Below are 17,134 nucleotides of genomic sequence, written 5' to 3'. Positions count from 1 at the left end.
GGTCTGACCACGAACACTACTACTATAATAATCGAAGTATAGGGAAATTGTCCATTATATTTTCACAACAACATTTTCGTTACCGACAATTTCACGAAGTGCTCCTAAGCATTCTTCACTTGGATGAATTGATAAACTTCGAGATAATTGTACCATTTTATGTTCCTGTTCATAATAAATTAGTACTTTCACAAAACCTGAATAGTCAAACAATACTTTTGTAACTTGATTTACAAGCTTTTTTTCATATTGAGACGGCAATTTCACGTAAACAGATGCCTCTTTCATTCCTTCATAAACATCCATTTTTTCTAGCGGATATAGTCCATTCACGATCCATTGCAACTTATGATTTCTTTGCTCAATCGTACCATCAACTAAAACAATTTCCCCTTCTTGTAACCTGTGTGAAAAATGTATATACGTTTCTGGAAAAATGACGGCTTCCATTTCATCATTTTGATCACAGAATGTAATAAACGCCATCTTTTGCAACTTTTTCGTACGAATAACTTTCACACTTGTTATATATACGATCGCTCTTTGTACTTTTTTCTTATGTCGCATCGCCTGAGCAAGAGATGGGATTTCTAATTCTTTTCCTAACTCCGCATACTGCGCTGTCGGATAGCTAGATAAATAAAAACCGAGTGCTTCCTTCTCCTTATTTAACTGTTCAATAAAGGATAGCTCTTCTCCTTGTACATATTTTGATTTCGGAACAGCATCCCCTAAATCAAAGTCACGTGCAAGATTTGCATACTCTAACGCTCCTTTAAGACTTTTCCATAACGTCGTCCTCGAAACACCAAAATCGTCAAAACATCCAGACCAGACAAACGCTTCTAAATTTCGCTCTGTTACAAATTTTGATGGCATACGAAGACAAAACTCAAATAAATCTTCGAACATTTTTTCCTCTCGTTCTTCGAGTAGCGCAGTCACGGTAGCCATTCCGATATTCCGAATCGAAAGTAAACTATATCGAATCGCATTCCCTTCTATTTGGAAGTTGTAACCACTTCTCTGAAGAGACGGCGGTAAAACGTGAAAACCTTTCCGCTTCGTTTCTCGTACATACTGCACAATCTTATCTTCATTTCCAATTGCGCTTGATAATAACGCAGTCATAAATTCCAGCGTATAATTCGCTTTTAAATATGCAAGCTGGTATCCGATCATACTGTAAGCTACAGCGTGACTTCGGTTAAAACCGTAATTCGCAAATCTTACAATTAAATCGTAAATTTGTTCTGAAGATGTCTCATCGTATCCGTTTTCCAAACAACCTTGAACAAAGTGCTTGCGTTCTTGATCTAAAATATCACGATTCTTTTTACTCACAGCACGGCGCAGTAAATCCGCTTCTCCAAGCGAAAATCCAGCTAACTTCGATGCGATTTGCATTATTTGTTCTTGATATACAATTACGCCGTATGTTCGTTCTAAAATAGGCTTTAAGTCCTGATGTAAATATTCAATTCGTCTTTCCCCATGCTTCGATTCAATAAAGGTTGGAATTTGTTCCATCGGTCCTGGTCTGTATAAAGAGTTAACAGCAACTATGTCTTCAAATTCATTCGGTTTTAACCCGCGAAGTACATTTCGCATACCACCTGATTCAAGCTGGAATACACCTGTTGTATCCCCTCTTCCTAACAATTGAAACGTCTTTTCATCTTGAAGAGGTAAATTTCTTATATCAATTTGTTTCCCAGTTTTTTTAACAATAAACTTTATAATATTTTCAAGTAACGTTAAATTACGTAAGCCTAAAAAATCCATCTTGAGCAATCCAAGTTCTTCTAGTGCATCAGCTGGATATTGCGTAACATAAACATCGTTATGCCCTTCTTGAATCGCTATACTTCCCGTTAACGGTTCTTGGCTCATTATAACGCCAGCTGCATGAATAGACGTATGACGCGGTAATCCCTCTACACGTTTTGCAATTTCAAACACACGCTCATGCAAAAGATTCCCTTGTATAAACTCACGGAGCGATTGCGATTCCTCATATGCATCTTTTAACGTTATACCAAGCTTTGATGGGATAAGTTTTGAAAATATGTCGATATCTCTTGGCGGGAGCCCCATCACACGAGCAATGTCTCTAATTGCGGCTTTCGCTGCAAGAGTTCCGAACGTTACAATTTGAGCAACACGAAGCTGACCATATTTATCTTTCACATATCCAATCATCTCATCACGTCTTATATCTGGAAAATCAATATCAATATCTGGAAGTGTCACACGTTCAGGGTTTAAAAACCTTTCAAATAATAAGTCATATTCAATTGGATCAATATCTGTAATTTCCAATACGTAAGAAACGAGTGAACCCGCTGCCGATCCACGGCCTGGCCCAGTTAAAATCTGATTTTCATGTGCATATTTCATAAAGTCCCATACGATGAGGAAATAATCACTAAATCCCATACGAGAAATCACATGTAATTCATGATTTAAACGCTGTATATGCACTTCTTTCGGCGTACCATATCGTTTACTTAAGCCTTCTTCACAAACACGGCGCAAATACGTATCATTCGTCTCGTTAGATGGAACAGGAAACTTCGGTAGTTGATTTACATGGAAAGGAATTTCTACTTGGCAACGTTCTGCGATTGTTATTGTATTTTGAATCGCTTCCTCAGCATGGGAAAATAGTGCTTCCATTTCATCCGATGACTTTAAATAATACTGATCCGTTTTCATTCTCGGCCTATCTGGATCAGTCATTTTGGTTCCGCCTTCAACAGATAATAAACATTCATGAACAAGTGCGTCACTTTGATTAATATAGCGAACATCATTTGTTGCAACGACTGGAACGTTTACCTTATTAATAAATTCAGGCAGTTTTTCTTGTAAAAGTAGCTCATCTTGAATCGCATGATGCTGCAAACTTATATAAAAATTGCTGAACATATTTTGATACGTATGAGCTACTTCTTCAGCCCGACTCTCTTTGTCTTCTAATAATAACTGTTCAATTTCTCCGTCTTTCCCTGGTGAAATTGCAATTAATCCTTTCGCATAATGAGCAAGCCACTTCTTCGGAATACCTTCTTTTGACTTCGTCATAATGCTGCTAGAAATCTTTAATAAATTTTGATAGCCTATTTCATTCTCAGCAAGTAAGACGAGTGGATAAGACCTTTCTTCTTCTTCACTAAAAATAGAAGCTGTTAAGCCGATAATAGGCTGTATACCATGTTTCTTGCATGCTTTATAAAACGGAATAACTCCATACATGACATTTTCATCCGTAATAGCCAGCGACGAAAATCCAAGCTCTTTCGCCCGTATAACAAGCTCTTCAATTTTACAAGCACTTTTTAATAAACTAAAAACGGTTTGACATTGTAAATGCACAAACTTCACTGTTGTACCCTCTCTTTACCTATCTGACTACTTTTATTATAGGTGATGAGGAAAGCGGAAATCAAAACATACTTCTCATACTTTGTCCATATATATGAAGAAGAAAGGGGAATGACGATGGATGTAAGAGAACATACTTTTTTCTCTCTGCTTATTATTAGTTACTTTATTGCCTTTGGAGTTATACTTGGTGGTTCATTAATTGGCGGATTTGGTGCATTTCTCATCGGAAAACCAGCTCTAACCTATATTAGTCAATTTGCCCAAAATTTAAGGATTTGGGCACTCGTTGCAGCAATTGGCGGAACGTTCGATACCTTTTATAGCTTTGAAAGAAGCTTCTTTGGCGGAGATATGAAAGATATCGTAAAACAAATTCTCCTTATTTTTTTTGCAACTGGCGGTATGCAAACTGGTCTTATTATTATTAAATGGCTTACACAGGAACATGTATGAGGGTACCGAGTGCCAATACAGCCAAAAGGTGGTATTTAGTTTTAGCTGGCGCTGCTGTTGGAGGAGTGTTGAGCTGGTTTGTTTTTTTGTACATATACGGTGTTTTTCAGCAGGAACAAGCTAGTAAAATAGCAGAACAAAGGGAAATCATCGAAAAACAAGAAGCAAAACTCCACGTCCTTCTCGAAGACCAAGAGAAATTGAACACAGAAAATAAACGACTCTTAACAATTCAAGAAATCAAAATAAAAATTATAAATCGAAAAAAATATGATTTAGACAATCTTACACTTGAAAACATGACCACTTCTATCCATAATGATCTCCAGCATCTTTTAACGAAAAACATTCAAAGCATCGCAAAAAATAAAGACCTACTCAAAAAAGTCATCGAAAATAAAACGTACAAACATTACGATCGTATATACCGCTTTAAAGTAGATACAGTCTCTTTTGATACCGTACTTGAAATTAGTATTGATATAGAGAAAGAAAAATAAAAAAGGAGGGCCTCAGCGCCTCTCCTTCTCTTTCGTTCAACATACAACTTCTTATTTACACAGCTCACGTAAATCAGCAAAAAGGCGATCCGCTTCTTCCCAAGAAGATGCTTTTGCACCAGAAGCCATCGGATGTCCTCCGCCATTATATTGCATTGCTAATTTATTAATAACTGGTCCTTTTGAGCGAAGACGAACACGAATAACATCATCTTCCTCTAAAAATAGAACCCATGCCTTTAATCCATCAATATTACCAAGCGCCCCGACAACACCAGATGCTTCAGTAGAAAGTACATCAAACTCTTCTAGTACCTCTTTCGTTAATTTAATGTATGCTGCGCCTTCTTCTATCATCGTGAAATTTTGTAAAATATAACCGTTTAAACGAGCAATCTTTTCTTTTGTCTTATACATTTCATTGTATAAATCTGTGAATTTCACGTCCATATCAACAAGCTCACTTACGTAACGAAGTGTTTTCGCTGTTGTATTTGGGAATAAGAAACGACCTGTATCACCGACAATACCCGCTAAAATCAGGCGAGCTGCTTCCTTTGATATCGTTAATCCTTTATCTTTTCCATAACTGTAAAACTCATAAATCATTTCACTTGTAGAACTAGCTGTCGTATCCACCCACGTAATATCTCCGTACGGGTCTTCATTCGGATGATGATCAATTTTAATTACCATCTTTCCTTTTGCATAACGCTGATCACAAACACGCTCTTGATTTGCTGTATCACAAACGATAACAAGTGCATCTTCATATACACTATCTTCAATATCATCCATTACTCGTAAAAACGCTAAAGAAGGCTCGTTGTACCCAACCATATAAATATTTTTCTCTGGAAACGATTCTTGCAGAATTGTACCAAGTCCGCACTGAGAACCTAACGCATCTGGATCCGGACGTACATGACGATGAATAATAATTGTATCAAACTCTTTAATTGCTCCTAAAATTTGCTCATGCATATGTATAATCTCCTTTTTATTCAACTTCTTCATTTTATCCCGCATTAACGTGTAGTAAGACTCCCACCTCAAAAGTATTAAAAACAATGGGGCAAAATTAATTTGGAGCCTGGATGCACGTAAAAGCCCGATTTGTGAGGGCTAATAATTAGTGTGTGGGATCTCCCCACACTAATTAAAGTTTCACTTTATCCCCCATTATAACGGAAAACATTTCATACATGCGAACAATTGCTTTATAATAAAAATTAGAAAGTTTAGATTTTTCTTTTTTCTAAATTGTTATTTTTATACCAATCGATGGGAGCGTTTATTATGCCAGTATTCGTCTTTTGTATTATCATCTCATTTGTGTTGTACCTCTTCTACAAAACAAAATTCTTTCGTACAAACCGTCCAATGGAGAAAGGTTGGCTCTCAGGAAAATCCGCAATGGCACTCGGCTTATTCGTCCTATTCTTTGGGATAAACCAATTCTTTTTAGAACTTTCAACTGCACGCATTATCGTTGGTGTTTTGTTTATTTTACTTGGCAGCGCGAGTACATTTAATGGATTCCGCCAATATAAACATTTTCTACCATTAGCAGTCAAAGAAGCCGAATCTTATAAAACAACGTAAAAAAAGCATCAATATTGTGATGCTTTTTTACGTCCCTTCACTTTCAAAATCATATATGCAACAAACGCAGATGGTATATTAAAGAGATTACCTTGCACGTGAAAATGTAATTGTTCTTCTTCAAAAGACATCTGTTTGTATAATTCTTGCTGAGATAATCCTGTTCTTTTCTTTTTTTCATGCAATCCTTGTAAATATAAATATTGAATTGGTATCATCACAAGAAAGTAAAAGAGTGCGATACCACCAAAAAAGAGTACTTCTGATGACATATGGCATACCACCTTCCGACATCTATTATCTTATAATACAGTTATAACATAGTATGACTTCTAATTAAATTAATATTCTGTTTTTTAACCATATAATTACGTCTCCTCATATATATCCTGCTATTTCTTTCCCGCTAAAACACTTCCACATCTTTAGTAATAACTTCAAAACCAAATAAAGTGAAACTTTAATCAGTGGGGGTTTTGTCCATCCCCCACTGATTATTAGCCTTCACCAATCGGGCTTTTACGGGCAGTTATCACCCACCTAACTTCCTCGCATTCGCCGAATTTTGAGGTGGGAGTCTTACTGCCCACAAATAGCGGGATAAAACAAAAAAAGATGGAACAAACCAAAGCGATTTGTTCCACCTTTTTATTTATCGATCAATTGCACCATAAGTAACGCTTTCCCGACAACATTACCTTCATGATGCACTTCTACATCAACCTTACCAAATTTACGCCCAATTTCTAATACTTTCGGATGAACTGATACAACATTATCAATTTGAACTGGCTTAACGAAATAAATGGTTAAGTTTTCAACAATTAAATCGCTCTTCTTCTGCGCACGAATGACGCGGTTTGTTGCTTCTGTCACAATTGTTGTGAATACACCGTAAGATAACGTCCCGATTGAATTCGTCATTTGTGGCGTCACTGAAAATTGATACAAATGCTCATTTTTCGCTTCTTTCGGTGTCATAAATTGATTCGTTACAATGTCATCAATTGTTTCGCCAACTTGCGGTTGACGTTGAATCATTTGCAGCGCCTGAAGTACATCTTGACGACTAATGATCCCTTGCAATTTATTCCCTTCTTCCACAACAGGAAGCAATTCAATACCTTCCCACACCATCATACGTGCCGCAGCTGCAACAGACATTTTTCCGTTTACCGTAATCGGGTGCTTTGTCATCACTTTATCAATTGGTGTTTCTTTCACGACACCAATCATATCTTTTGAAGTTACGATACCTAACACCTTTTTATTTTCATCAACAATTGGATAACGTCCATGCATAGTTTCTTCATTATACGCATGCCATTGCTGTACTGTATCATTTGGCTTTAAATATAACGTTTCTTCAATTGGCGTTAAAATATCTTCAACGAGTACAATTTCTTTCTTGATAAGTTGATCATAAATTGCACGGTTAATTAAAGTCGCGACCGTAAATGTATCATAACTACTCGAAATAATTGGAAGCTTTAATTCGTCTGCTAATTTCTTCACATGATCTTCCGTATCAAATCCGCCCGTAATTAACACTGCTGCCCCAGCTTCCAGTGCTAATTGATGTGCGTTCGTACGGTTACCGATGATAAGTAAATTCCCTGCTTCTGTATAGCGCATCATCGCTTCTAATTTCATAGCCCCGATTACGAATTTATTTAATGTTTTATGTAGCCCTTCTCTGCCCCCAAGTACTTGACCATCGACAATGTTAATGACTTCTGCATATGTCAGTTTTTCGATATTCTCTTTCTTTTTTTGTTCAATTCGAATTGTTCCGACACGTTCAATTGTACTAACATACCCTTTATTTTCTGCGTCTTTAATTGCACGGTAAGCTGTCCCTTCACTTACACTTAAATCTTTCGCAATTTGCCGCACAGAAATTTTATGCCCTACTGGCAGGCTATTAATATGTTCTAAAATTTGATTATGTTTGGTAGCCAAATGGTTTCACCATACTTTCTTTTCCCTAAATTCTTCATGTGTTGTATTTTCAGTATACTATATTTTCAAAACTGTTACACTCTCTCTTTGTATGTCTGTACTATTTTTTTTATAACAAAATGCTCCTTACATTCCACCAGTCACTCTATTACAACAATGTAATGCTGTTGTCATCTCGTTCGATAGTTTGTCCACTCGATTCCATATACAATTAAGACAAGAAATGAAACAAAGGAGCGAATACATGATGAAAAAATTTTTAGAGGTTGTAGGTGCTGTATTTTTAGCTTTCGTAGATGGGAAAAAAGTTGCAATGGAGTTGAATGAAACACCCGAACAGCCACTTCCAAAAAGAAAAGAATCCCCTAAACAAGTGCAAACTTTAAAAACTATACTACACACATAAAAAACCCTTCACTTGTCATTTCAAATGAAGGGTTTCTTTTTTATAGTGTAATACTTTCTCCAGCTTCTAACACTTTCCCTGTACAATTTTGTAGCTTTTCTACAAATTGATATGGATCTTGTTCAATAACTGGGAACGTATTGTAATGCATCGGTACAACTGTTTTCGCCTCTATCCATTTTGCCGCTAACACAGCATCTTCTGGCCCCATTGTGAAATTATCACCAATTGGCAAAAATGCTACATCAATATTATTAAGTTCTCCAATTAACTTCATATCAGAGAATAAAGCAGTATCTCCTGCATGATATACCGTTTTCTCTTCTGCTGTGAACAAAATACCAGCTGGCATACCTGTATATGTAATCGTCTTATTTTCTTCATCAATATAACTAGAGCCGTGGAATGCTTGAGTGAATTTTACTTTTCCAAAGTCAAATTTATGTGAACCACCAATATGCATTGGATGTGTATTTACACCTTGCCATCCTAAAAATGTCGCTAATTCAAACGGTGCCACAACGACCGCATTATTTTTCTTTGCTAACGCTACTGTATCGCCGACATGATCACCGTGTCCGTGCGATAAAATAATCGCATCAACTTTTACATCTTCAGCCTTTAAATCTGTTTTCGGATTTCCTGTTAAAAACGGATCAATTAAAATAACTTTTCCATTCGTTTCAATCTTTACAACTGAATGCCCGTGATAAGATACTTTCATCATTACATTCCTCCCCTATTCACATTCTCACTTTTTATTCTACATGATTTCTCAATTACCTGTCTTTTCTAACATCGATTTACTTGTCATAACGCTTTCATCCGATGTAAAGTTATATTTGTAATTAAATATCTCGGGGGTGCCAATCGATGAATGCTAGATTAGAAAATTTAATGCAATGGCTAAAAGAAAAAAACGTAGAAGCTGCGTTCTTAACTTCTACACCGAACGTTTTCTACATGACGAACTTCCATTGTGAACCACATGAAAGACTACTTGGTATGTTTGTATTCCAAGAAAAAGAACCTATTTTAATTTGTCCTAAAATGGAAGAAGGCCAAGCGCGTAACGCTGGCTGGGCACATGAAATTATCGGATTTACTGATACTGACAGACCATGGGATATGATTGCAAAAGCAATTAAAGATCGTGGTATTGATGTAAATGCAGTTGCAATTGAAAAAGAACATTTAAACGTAGAGCGCTACGAAGAATTAACAAAATTATTCCCAAATGCAGCTTTCAAATCAGCTGAAGAGAAAGTTCGCGAGCTTCGCTTAATTAAAGATGAAAAAGAACTTTCTATTTTACGTGAAGCAGCTAAAATGGCAGATTATGCTGTTGAAGTTGGTGTAAATGCAATTAAAGAAAATCGTAGTGAGCTAGAAGTATTAGCAATTATTGAGCATGAATTAAAAACAAAAGGCATCCATAAAATGTCATTCGATACGATGGTATTAGCAGGTGCAAACTCTGCTCTTCCACACGGTATTCCGGGCGCAAACAAAATGAAACGCGGCGATTTCGTACTATTTGATTTAGGTGTAATCATTGAAGGTTATTGCTCTGACATTACACGTACAGTAGCATTTGGTGATATTTCTGAAGAACAAACGCGCATTTACAACACTGTACTTGCTGGACAACTACAAGCAGTTGAAGCATGTAAACCAGGCGTTACATTTGGTGCAATTGACAACGCTGCTCGCTCTGTTATCGCAGATGCAGGTTACGGAGACTTCTTCCCACACCGCCTTGGTCACGGACTTGGAATTAGCGTACACGAATTTCCAGATGTAAAAGAAGGCAATGAGTCTCTATTAAGAGAAGGCATGGTCTTCACAATCGAGCCAGGTATTTACGTACCAAACGTAGGCGGTGTTCGTATTGAAGATGATATTTACATCACAAAAGACGGATCAGAAATTTTAACGAAGTTCCCGAAAGAATTACAATTTGTGAAATAATAAAAAAGGTAGCGTGATCGCTACCTTTTTCTATTTCTCTACTAGTTCAAATTTCTCTACAATCATTTTTGCTGGGTAGCTTTCAAGTATTTGAGAAGACCATACATTTATTTTATCCCCTGTTTTTAATTGATCATATGCGTTTTTATCCTTAAAGCTCAAGACTGTATCTGATGGATACTCTTTATTCATTTGTTGTTCCATATAATTTTGCAACTCTACTTTTGTTTCAAACGTTTTATCACCGACAAAAAACACCGTGTCATTTCTTAATATGACATACCCTTTATATTGCCCCGTCCAACTTTTGCTCTCGCTAGAAAAAGTAACATACGAAATCGAACAACTTCCTAAAAAGAAAATACTAATGAAAAAGAATAATGCTCTCCTCATAATAACCCTCCATTCAAAAGCACTTATTTATTGTCTATTTCTTCTTCTTATTATACTATTAAAATACAGAATTTTCTAAAATAGGAGGTTTATATGCTACAACAACAGTTAGAAAAAATTCGTAATAATAATTACATACTGGATAACACACTTAACATTGATTCTTTAAGTTCCAATATGCTTGAACAAATCGGTGTTACCGATAGCTATTTAAGAGACAAACTCATTTACTCTACTTTTTATCATCTCATCAAAAAGGACTACCTTTCACACACACAATTACAGAACCTATTATTAGAAAGCATTAGTGAAAAATATTTATTGTATAAAATTCATTCAGATGACGAAGATGCTGTATTTACCCGTGCATTTACAACATTATTAATTGCGCTCATTATTGATGCTGATACAAATCATAATTTCTTATCACAGACTGATATTTTAAATGTGAAAGATAAATTAATTCTATATATGAACAAAGAACATGATTTCCGTGGGTATGTGCAAGACCATGGCTGGGCACATAGTATCGCTCATGCTTCCGATACGTTTGAAGCGCTTGTTAATAATCCTAAACTGGAAACTTCACATTACGAAGAACTACTACAAACTTTATTAAACAAAGTCTGTGTCCATTCCATCTATTACAAATATGAAGAAGATGAGCGTCTCGTTTATCCGATTGTTGCAATGCTACAAAATGATCTAAAGGAAGAAGTACTCATAATAGCCCTCGGTGATTTAGTAGCTCAATTACAAACTCAAAAACAAACACTACACATTGAATCGTATGAATTTCTATACGGAAATATAAAATCTTTCTTACGTAGCTTATTTTTCAGACTACGCACACTGTCTATATGTAAAAAAACCGAATGCGCAATTGAAAAATTACTACAAGAGCTTCCTAAATATTATTAAAAAAGAAGGCCACTCAAAAAGTGCCTTCTTCTATTTCACTAATATTTAATTGAAATTTCACGATCCAGACTGAGAAAAGGTGGACAAGAAACGCAAACACCATACATGCTCCACTTAAAAAAGTTAATATAGGATGCGAATACACGTGCCCTAAACCATAGGATATCACCACGAGAAATATTGTTATGTAAATATAAATTGCTCCATGTATTTGCTTCATATTAGCCTCCTTTTCCCATATTATAACATAAGTTTTCTGATTATTCACATTAATTAACTGTAATTAATATTTCTCCACTGTTACACCTCTAACAGCCGCCTTAATAAAGTGAAACTTTAATCAGTGGGAGGGTTCATTCCCCACTGATTATTAGTTGAACCAATCGGGCATTTACGGGCAGTTGATCTCCCACCTAACTTCTTTGCTCCAGCCGAACTTTAAGGTGGGAGTCTTACTGCCCGTTAATGCGGGATATATGGTACTCCTTGTAAACCTTGTAAATCCTCTGTTTTTCCGGTTACGACTACACCGTATATTGGTAAGTCTTTTGGTTTTGTATTTTTCATTTCTTTATAGTGTTGTTCAAAATAATCACTTGGTCTACCTTCACTATTTTTTGCTAAATACTTCATTTGGCACAGAGACTCTTTTGAGTTTCTTGTTAAATCATTTTTAATATCTTCATTTACTTTCGCATAGCTTCCTTCAAATCCAAAAACATTACTAGCCATTTCAGCATTTAATATTGAACCACTTTTAGGATCTTTTAATCCTACATAAGAGTCTCTTTTCTAAAAAAAGTTTCTGCACATAAAAAAGCACACCAAATTTGATGCACTTCTCATATAAATCTATTTTAACTTGGCATGAGGCAGAAAAAAGAGAATCGCTTCTCTTTAAAATACTATTCTATTATTTCATTGCTTCCTTCACAACATCTTGAATCATAACAACTTCTGTTTTCATATCAACAGCCTGATCATCCTCATCAATACATTCATACCAAAACGCTAAATGCTTTTTATCAATTTCATAGTGAGAATTTTCGACAAGAGCCCCGCCTTCTCCTTGCACAGAATGCCAATATAAGTACTCTTCTCCATCTCTTATTTCCCGGAAAATTGTCTCTACATACATCTTTTCGTCGTTTAATGTCAAAAGCACTTCTTTCATATTATCATTAAGAAGCTGCATCCATTTATCTACACGATGACTTTTACCTGGCTTTACTTTGAATCTTGTTAATTCTACATTCATTTTTATTCCCACATTTTCTTGTGGACAAGTAAAGCATTTTCTACTGGATTATGAAACCTTAATTTAATAGCTAGCTTCTAGTCTCCACCGCCTCCGCAATCTCCTCCACCATCACTTGAACTGCTACAGTCGTTGCTACTAGAGTCACCAAATCCACTTGATGAACTTGAGGCGTGTGAAGATTTTTTTCTCTTTTTTCTTTTCTTATCTTCGTTACTTTCATGGCTAGGCCACACCCTGCCAAATAATATAAAGAATAGGACTAATTCTATTGTGAAAAGTATAACGTCTAAAATACTTTCGATAATATTAGGTGTTATTCCAAAACTATAGAATACTTCAAATGAATAAGCACACAAAATCACATAAATAGCCATACAGATATACCTAAATGTTCTACCTATAATAATTGCTATTTTCTTTGAGATTGGTATATTCTGTTCCTGCTTTTTCTTTATATATTTTTGTTTTCTAACTTGCTTTCTCTTTCTACTTTTTCTCCCCATTCAATCCCCTCTTTTGACTTTCCTTTTTCGTTTAATTCCAAATTATCACAAAAATATACATTGTAACAAGCTATATTTCTCGTAAAGTTTTGTTTACTTTTTGTAAAGTTTTATTTACTTTTTACCTAAAAATGGATATGATAAATGTAACAAATTTACAAAAAGGAGACTTTGTATATTTGATTAAAAATAAGGTGAAACAATTCCGCGTCGTTAGAGACATCACCCAAGAGCAATTAGCTTCCTCTGTTCAAATCACTAGACAATCCCTCATCGCTATCGAGAAGAATAAATACAACCCAAGTTTAGAATTAGCATTGAAATTATGTGAGTTTTTCAACTGTAAAGTAGAAGATTTATTTCAATTAGATAAAACTGGGGAGGAAAAAGAATGAAAAATACTTTTAATCAAGAATTCATTTCACATCTTACCATTTTAGTGTTAGGATCGACTTTTCTTTATTTCAATAGTAGTGATGAAGAACAGATTCGTTCTGTCCTTCTATTCGCTGGCGCATACATACTCTTAGCCTTGGTACTATTTGTAGTGAAACGAATATTCTTTAAGAAAAAAAAGAAAGAGTCCGAGAAATACCCATTACCTGAGATAGATGAACGAATTGAGAAAATGAGTTTAAAACTTATGGCGCAAATTTTTGGTCTTTCTCATTTAATTGGCTCCGCGATACTATTTGTTTTATATATCACTAATGAAAATTCGACGATACGAGTTGAATATGCCCTTTATTACTTGTTCGGCATTCTTTTCTTTACAATGATGTTCGGCTTGAAAATTGTAAAGAAACTAGACAATTAATCAAAATAAAAAGACCCTCCTTACAGAAGGAGGGTCTTACATATATCTTTATTATGATAAAGCAGGAGCTTTTTCAAGAAGCTCTTTTGCATTAGCGTATTGTAAGCCGTGCGCTTCTGCAACTGCTTCGAATGTTACATAACCATCTAATGTGTTAATACCTTTTAATAATGCAGCGTTGCCTAGGCAAGCTTCTTTATAGCCTTTGTTAGCAATTTGTACTGCATATGGTACTGTTACGTTTGTTAATGCAAGAGTTGATGTACGTGGAACCGCACCTGGCATATTTGCAACTGCATAGTGAACAACACCATATTTCTCATAAGTTGGGTTGTCATGAGTTGTAATACGGTCAGTTGTTTCGAAAATACCACCTTGGTCAATTGCGATATCTACAACGACAGAACCTGGTTCCATTGATTGAATCATTTCTTCTGTTACAAGTTTTGGCGCTTTTGCACCTGGGATTAATACTGCACCGATTACAAGATCAGATTCTCTTACAGCTTCTGCAATGTTGTATGGGTTAGACATTAACGTTTTTACTTGGTTTCCAAAAATGTCATCTAATTGACGAAGACGTTCTGCACTTAAGTCGATGATTGTTACATCTGCACCTAAACCTACTGCAATTTTCGCTGCGTTTGTACCAGCTTGACCACCGCCGATAATTGTTACTTTACCGCGTTTAACCCCTGGAACACCTGCAAGTAAAATACCTTTTCCGCCTTTGTTTTTCTCAAGGAATTGTGCACCGATTTGTGCAGACATACGACCAGCTACTTCACTCATAGGTGCAAGTAATGGTAATGAACGGTTTTCTAATTGTACTGTTTCATATGCGATAGCAACAACTTTCTTTTCAATTAACGCTTTTGTTAATTCTGGTTCTGGAGCTAAGTGTAAGTATGTGAATAAGATTAAACCTTCGCGGAAATAACCGTATTCACTTTCAACTGGCTCTTTTACCTTCATAACCATATCTTGATTCCATGCTTCTTCAGCAGTTTCAACAAGTTTCGCACCAGCTTGTACGTATTCTTCATCTGTAAAGCCTGATCCTACACCCGATCCTTTTTGAACAAAAACTTCATGACCATTTTGTACTAAATGTACAGCTCCCGCTGGCGTCATTGCCACGCGGTTTTCATTGTTTTTAATTTCTGTTGGAATACCGATACGCATTATTAGTTCCCCCTTGAGTTATGAAATGACCCCTGAATCATTTTTTAAAGCGCTTTCTACACTCTTATATTCTAACATAATATCTCAATATTTGACAAAAAATAATACAAGTTTTCCGATAGATTTTACATTACATTAAAGGACAGTATTATCCGTACTTCTCAGTATAAAGGATAAACTGTCCAATTATTCGAAACTTCAATTTATTTAATTCTATCGATGTCTATGAATAACATCAACAGCGCCGGTTACTTCAATAATCGTACCAGTAATCATATCAGAATCGTCCTCACATAAAAACGAAATAGTTCTTGCGATATCTTCACCTGTTCCAGATCTACCAATCGGTGTGTTACTACCTTTCAGGTTTCGTGCTTCTTCAATCGTTGCTTCTTTCATTTCACCAATTATATCACCAGGGCAAACCATATTCGCAGTAATACCATATTCTGCCTCTTCGTAAGCTACTGTTTTCGTTAATGAAACAAGTCCTACTTTCGCAGCTGCAAAGGCTGAACGATAAATCCATCCAGGTGCGCTATCTGCTCCTTGAAATCCATAGTTAATAATACGGCCAAATTGCTGGTTTCTCATAATCGGTACGACAAGTTTTAATAAATGAAACACCGCTGTTAAATTACCCTGGATCATTTCATTCCATTCGTCTTCTTCGTAATCGACTAATTTTTTCCTTTCAAATACGTAAGGACCAGCATTATTAATTAAAAAGTCAATTTTGCCAAAACGGCTCATCGCTTCTTCTACTATTTTATGTAAATCTTTCTTTTTCGTGACATCAGCTTGCACGAACTGCAGACGTTCTTCCATATTTTTATATGTTTCTTTCATTGTTTCCATAGCAGTTATATCGCTATGATACGTTACTGTTACCGAATATCCTTTAGCCAATAACTTTTCTGTTACTTGCTTTCCTAAACCTTTCGTACCGGCTGTAATGAGCGCGTGTCTCACAAACATGCCTCCTTTTAAATTGCTATACTCCATATGTAACAAGTTCTCGCTCCAATTACAACTAAAATGAATTAAAGCAAAGTTTTCAAAATTCTGTAACGTTTCTGGCAAGCACATTACCAAAATTTGTTTTATAATAAAGTTGTAAACGGTAATAAAAATGATTGGGAGGAATTTACTATGAATAATACATATACAAATATTTTAATCGCGGTGGACGGTTCTAAAGAAGCAGAAAAAGCCTTTAAAAAAGCAATTCAAGTCGCAAAACGAAACAATGCAACATTAACAATTGCTCATATCGTTGATGTAAAAGCATACTCAGCAGTAGAGGCTTATAGCCGCGCAATTGCTGAACGTGCTAATCTATTTGCAGAAGACTTATTAGAAGACTACAAAAAAACTGCGCTTGAAGCTGGCCTTGAAAACATTGAAACTGTATTAGAATTCGGTAATCCTAAATCTAAAATTTCAAAAGAAATTGCTCCAAACAATAAAGTGGATTTAATTATGTGCGGTGCAACTGGTTTAAATGCAGTTGAACGTTTCCTAATTGGTAGCGTCTCTGAACATATTATTCGCTATGCAAAATGCGATGTCCTTGTTGTTCGTGGTGATGAGGAGCAAGGTGATCTTTAATTCATAAAGTGAAACTTTAATCAGCCTTCACCAATCGGGCGTTTACGGGCAGTTGATCTCCCACCTAACTCCCTCGCATTCGCTGAATTTTGAGGTGGGAGTCTTATTGCCCGTTAATGCAGGATAAATAAAACACCAAGTCCACATGGGCTTGGT

General features: G+C 35.8%; 20 protein-coding genes and 1 pseudogene. 9 read left to right on the top strand and 12 right to left on the bottom strand.

Features of this window, described 5'->3' with window-relative positions; translation table 11 throughout:
- Positions 1-54: 54 nt before the first annotated feature.
- Positions 55-3,387 (bottom strand): DNA polymerase III subunit alpha, encoded by a 3,333-nt coding sequence (gene dnaE, locus ACE38F_RS06005; RefSeq protein ID WP_375369988.1) that lies wholly within the window; start codon positions 3,385-3,387, stop codon positions 55-57.
- A gap of 42 nt (positions 3,388-3,429) precedes the next feature.
- On the opposite strand from dnaE, the gene ACE38F_RS06000 reads away from it, so the two are divergent.
- Positions 3,430-3,843, top strand: coding sequence for a YtrH family sporulation protein (locus ACE38F_RS06000; protein ID WP_078172708.1), 414 nt, complete (start codon positions 3,430-3,432; stop codon positions 3,841-3,843).
- Positions 3,840-4,343: a sporulation membrane protein YtrI gene (ytrI, locus tag ACE38F_RS05995; RefSeq protein ID WP_215554378.1), complete on the top strand. Its 504-nt coding sequence runs from the start codon at positions 3,840-3,842 to the stop codon at positions 4,341-4,343. Before ACE38F_RS06000 ends, ytrI begins: the two co-directional genes overlap by 4 nt.
- Before the next feature lie 51 nt (positions 4,344-4,394).
- On the opposite strand, the gene ACE38F_RS05990 is transcribed toward ytrI, so the two are convergent.
- Positions 4,395-5,327 (bottom strand): DHH family phosphoesterase, encoded by a 933-nt coding sequence (locus tag ACE38F_RS05990; protein ID WP_341305638.1) that lies wholly within the window; start codon positions 5,325-5,327, stop codon positions 4,395-4,397.
- A gap of 315 nt (positions 5,328-5,642) precedes the next feature.
- On the opposite strand from ACE38F_RS05990, the gene ACE38F_RS05985 reads away from it, so the two are divergent.
- Positions 5,643-5,948, top strand: a complete 306-nt coding sequence (locus ACE38F_RS05985; protein WP_002088950.1) for a YtpI family protein — start codon at positions 5,643-5,645, stop codon at positions 5,946-5,948.
- Between the two features lie 8 nt (positions 5,949-5,956).
- Here ACE38F_RS05985 and ACE38F_RS05980 read toward each other — a convergent pair whose 3' ends face one another.
- Positions 5,957-6,220, bottom strand: coding sequence for a DUF3949 domain-containing protein (locus ACE38F_RS05980; protein ID WP_199671999.1), 264 nt, complete (start codon positions 6,218-6,220; stop codon positions 5,957-5,959).
- Between the two features lie 376 nt (positions 6,221-6,596).
- The gene (locus tag ACE38F_RS05975; RefSeq protein WP_341305637.1) at positions 6,597-7,910 is read right to left on the bottom strand and encodes a DRTGG domain-containing protein; all 1,314 of its coding nucleotides are present in this window, start codon (positions 7,908-7,910) and stop codon (positions 6,597-6,599) included.
- Between the two features lie 244 nt (positions 7,911-8,154).
- Here ACE38F_RS05975 and ACE38F_RS05970 point away from each other — a divergent pair, with 244 nt between their 5' ends.
- A complete protein-coding gene (locus tag ACE38F_RS05970; protein ID WP_341305636.1) occupies positions 8,155-8,316 on the top strand; it encodes a hypothetical protein in 162 nt (53 codons plus the stop codon).
- Positions 8,317-8,356: 40 nt separating this feature from the next.
- On the opposite strand, the gene ACE38F_RS05965 is transcribed toward ACE38F_RS05970, so the two are convergent.
- Entirely contained in the window at positions 8,357-9,040 is a 684-nt protein-coding gene (locus tag ACE38F_RS05965) for a metal-dependent hydrolase (protein ID WP_375370125.1), read from the bottom strand.
- A gap of 149 nt (positions 9,041-9,189) precedes the next feature.
- Between ACE38F_RS05965 and pepQ the strand changes: the two genes are divergently transcribed.
- Entirely contained in the window at positions 9,190-10,287 is a 1,098-nt protein-coding gene (gene pepQ / locus ACE38F_RS05960; protein WP_375369989.1) for a Xaa-Pro dipeptidase, read from the top strand.
- Positions 10,288-10,317: 30 nt separating this feature from the next.
- Here pepQ and ACE38F_RS05955 read toward each other — a convergent pair whose 3' ends face one another.
- Entirely contained in the window at positions 10,318-10,680 is a 363-nt protein-coding gene (locus ACE38F_RS05955) for a DUF3221 domain-containing protein (protein WP_215554384.1), read from the bottom strand.
- 93 nt (positions 10,681-10,773) lie between these two features.
- On the opposite strand from ACE38F_RS05955, the gene ACE38F_RS05950 reads away from it, so the two are divergent.
- Complete coding sequence (locus tag ACE38F_RS05950; protein WP_215554385.1) at positions 10,774-11,601, top strand: DUF2785 domain-containing protein; 828 nt, start codon at positions 10,774-10,776, stop codon at positions 11,599-11,601.
- A 13-nt stretch (positions 11,602-11,614) separates the two neighbouring features.
- On the opposite strand, the gene ACE38F_RS05945 is transcribed toward ACE38F_RS05950, so the two are convergent.
- From ACE38F_RS05945 to ACE38F_RS05930, 4 genes and pseudogenes are all read right to left on the bottom strand, one after another.
- Positions 11,615-11,821, bottom strand: a complete 207-nt coding sequence (locus ACE38F_RS05945; RefSeq protein WP_002160248.1) for a hypothetical protein — start codon at positions 11,819-11,821, stop codon at positions 11,615-11,617.
- A gap of 242 nt (positions 11,822-12,063) precedes the next feature.
- Positions 12,064-12,393: pseudogene (locus ACE38F_RS05940) on the bottom strand (anti sigma factor C-terminal domain-containing protein); the annotation flags it as partial.
- 121 nt (positions 12,394-12,514) lie between these two features.
- The gene (locus ACE38F_RS05935; RefSeq protein ID WP_341305631.1) at positions 12,515-12,859 is read right to left on the bottom strand and encodes a DUF6176 family protein; all 345 of its coding nucleotides are present in this window, start codon (positions 12,857-12,859) and stop codon (positions 12,515-12,517) included.
- A 77-nt stretch (positions 12,860-12,936) separates the two neighbouring features.
- On the bottom strand, positions 12,937-13,365 hold the full coding sequence (locus tag ACE38F_RS05930; RefSeq protein WP_215554388.1) for a hypothetical protein: 429 nt from the start codon (positions 13,363-13,365) through the stop codon (positions 12,937-12,939).
- Between the two features lie 131 nt (positions 13,366-13,496).
- Between ACE38F_RS05930 and ACE38F_RS05925 the strand changes: the two genes are divergently transcribed.
- The gene (locus ACE38F_RS05925) at positions 13,497-13,760 is read left to right on the top strand and encodes a helix-turn-helix transcriptional regulator (RefSeq protein ID WP_141554606.1); all 264 of its coding nucleotides are present in this window, start codon (positions 13,497-13,499) and stop codon (positions 13,758-13,760) included.
- Positions 13,757-14,182: a hypothetical protein gene (locus tag ACE38F_RS05920; RefSeq protein ID WP_375369990.1), complete on the top strand. Its 426-nt coding sequence runs from the start codon at positions 13,757-13,759 to the stop codon at positions 14,180-14,182. The genes ACE38F_RS05925 and ACE38F_RS05920 overlap by 4 nt, the downstream gene beginning before the upstream one ends.
- Positions 14,183-14,233: 51 nt before the next feature.
- On the opposite strand, the gene ald is transcribed toward ACE38F_RS05920, so the two are convergent.
- Both ald and ACE38F_RS05910 read right to left on the bottom strand, forming a co-directional pair.
- On the bottom strand, positions 14,234-15,367 hold the full coding sequence (ald, locus tag ACE38F_RS05915) for an alanine dehydrogenase (protein ID WP_375369991.1): 1,134 nt from the start codon (positions 15,365-15,367) through the stop codon (positions 14,234-14,236).
- 213 nt (positions 15,368-15,580) lie between these two features.
- Positions 15,581-16,372, bottom strand: a complete 792-nt coding sequence (locus ACE38F_RS05910) for an SDR family oxidoreductase (RefSeq protein WP_375370126.1) — start codon at positions 16,370-16,372, stop codon at positions 15,581-15,583.
- Positions 16,373-16,519: 147 nt separating this feature from the next.
- Between ACE38F_RS05910 and ACE38F_RS05905 the strand changes: the two genes are divergently transcribed.
- On the top strand, positions 16,520-16,978 hold the full coding sequence (locus ACE38F_RS05905) for a universal stress protein (protein WP_002112239.1): 459 nt from the start codon (positions 16,520-16,522) through the stop codon (positions 16,976-16,978).
- Positions 16,979-17,134 lie beyond the last annotated feature (156 nt).

Source organism: Bacillus altaicus, assembly GCF_042136375.2.
GTDB lineage: Bacteria > Bacillota > Bacilli > Bacillales > Bacillaceae_G > Bacillus_A > Bacillus_A cereus_U.
This window is presented reverse-complemented; position numbering and strand designations above follow the sequence as displayed.